The organism is Streptomyces sp. ISL-36 (assembly GCF_018614205.1).
Classification (GTDB): Bacteria; Actinomycetota; Actinomycetes; order Streptomycetales; family Streptomycetaceae; genus Streptomyces.
In genome coordinates, this window is record NZ_JAGGOS010000105.1 from 26,466 (window position 1) to 27,098 (window position 633).

The following is a 633-nucleotide window of genomic DNA, read 5'->3' on the forward strand; positions in this document are numbered from 1 at the left end:
TCGGCGAGTCCACGTACAGGGCGCGCCGTTCGGCCCGCAGGACCACGGAGAAGTCGGGGGACTTCGCCGCCACCGCGCGCCGCAGCGCGTCGCCGTCCACGGACGGGCCGGAGGCCAGCAGCGCGGTGTCCGCCCGGTTGGTCAGGTCCGCGCCGTTGACCAGCAGGAAGTCGCCGCCGGGCAGCGCCGGGGTGGCGGTCCGGACCGCCACGATCCGCACCTTGAACGAACCCGCGGCCGCCGTCACGTCCTGGGGTTCGGTGCCGAGCCGCGCCGCGACGCCGGGGGAGGCGACCGCCGGAAGGACCCGGTCCGGATCGATCCGGCCGCCCGTTCCGGTGGACTTCAGCAACCCGGCGGGGAAGGCGCCGAAGCCGGTCCGGCGGGCGATCCGGTGGTACGACTCCGGCTCCACCCCGATCAGCGGCGTGCTGCGGGTCTCCGGCGAACGGCCCGTCCCGGCCGGCAGCGGGATCCCGTACTCGATCTGGAACGTCGTCACGTCCCGCACCCCGGCCGACCCGCGCACCGCCTCCGCCAGACCGTCCGGCAGCGGCATCGCGTCGGCGTCCCCCGCCACCCGGGCGTCCGCGCCGGTGACCCGCAGCGCCGCCCGGTCGCGCGCGTCGGCGA

General features: G+C 77.3%; 1 pseudogene. It reads right to left on the reverse strand.

Annotated features, from left to right (window positions below):
• A pseudogene (locus J7E93_RS25870) lies at nucleotides 1-633 on the reverse strand (ABC transporter permease); the annotation flags it as partial.